Genomic DNA, 962 nt, shown 5'->3' with positions numbered 1-962 from the left:
GCACGTGCCCGTCGTCGAGCTCCAGGTCCGCCGCCGACGCCTCCAGCAGGTTCGCGGCCACCTCGAGCAGCTGCTCGCGGACCTGGGTGCTCGCCTGCACGGCCGCGTTGCCCAGCGAGAACAGCGTCCGGCTGCCCTGGGCGCCGCCGTCGTAGGTGCCGGCGTCGGTGTCCGCGGGCAGGATGACGACCTGGTCCGGAGTGAGACCGAGCTCCTCGGCCACGATCTGGCGCAGCCCGACGGCCACGGCTCCGGTGCCGATCTCGGCGCCGGCGCAGATGACGCCCGCCGTACCGTCCTCGTTGATCTTGACGGTGGCGCCGCCCGGCCCGGGGTTGGTGAGCCAGGTGACCGCGCCGATGCCCTTGCCACGTAGCGCCCTCGGGTTGCCGGACGGCGCCCCTTCGGCCCAGGGGGCGATCTCCTCGATCCGGGCGAAGCCCTCGTCGAAGACGGCGTCGTCGAGGACCTGGCCGTTCGCGATCGCCTCGCCGGCCTTGACCACGTTGCGCAGCCGCAGCTCGCGGCGGTCCATGCCGAGCTTCGCCGCGATGTGGTCGAGGTGCTGCTCGAGCGCGAACATCGCGTAGGGACCGTTGACGCCGCGGAACGCCGCTGTGGGCGCGGTGTTGGTGTAGACGACCCGGGTGCGGTAACGGGCGACGGGCACCCGGTAGGTGCCGCCGAACACCAGCCCCGGCACCGCCGCGCACGCGACGATCTCGCCGCTGTACGCGCCGTTGTCGGCGTTCGTGTCCGCCTCCTGGCCGAGGATCTCGCCCTCGGCGCTCACGGCCGTGCGGATCCGGATCCGCGCGTTCTCTCGCGGTCCGGCGGTCTGCAGCTCCTCGGCCCGGGTGTTGACCAGCCGCACCGCGCGGCCGGTCTTGCGCGCGAGGACGCACACGAACGGCTCCAGCATCGCGTCGAGCTTGCCGCCGAAGCCGCCGCCGATCCTCGTG

At 73.3% G+C, this 962-nt stretch carries 1 protein-coding gene; it reads right to left on the bottom strand.

Annotation, left to right across the window (positions count from 1 at the left end; all coding sequences use genetic code 11):
- Nucleotides 1-962, bottom strand: a 962-nt coding sequence (locus tag PKE99_RS37835; RefSeq protein ID WP_271215069.1) for a xanthine dehydrogenase family protein molybdopterin-binding subunit, incomplete at both ends; no start/stop codon positions are given.

It is taken from the genome of Pseudonocardia halophobica (assembly GCF_027922425.1).
Taxonomy (GTDB): domain Bacteria; phylum Actinomycetota; class Actinomycetes; order Mycobacteriales; family Pseudonocardiaceae; genus Pseudonocardia; species Pseudonocardia halophobica.
Note: the sequence above shows the minus strand (reverse complement) of the source record. Positions and strands in the feature narration are given on the sequence as shown.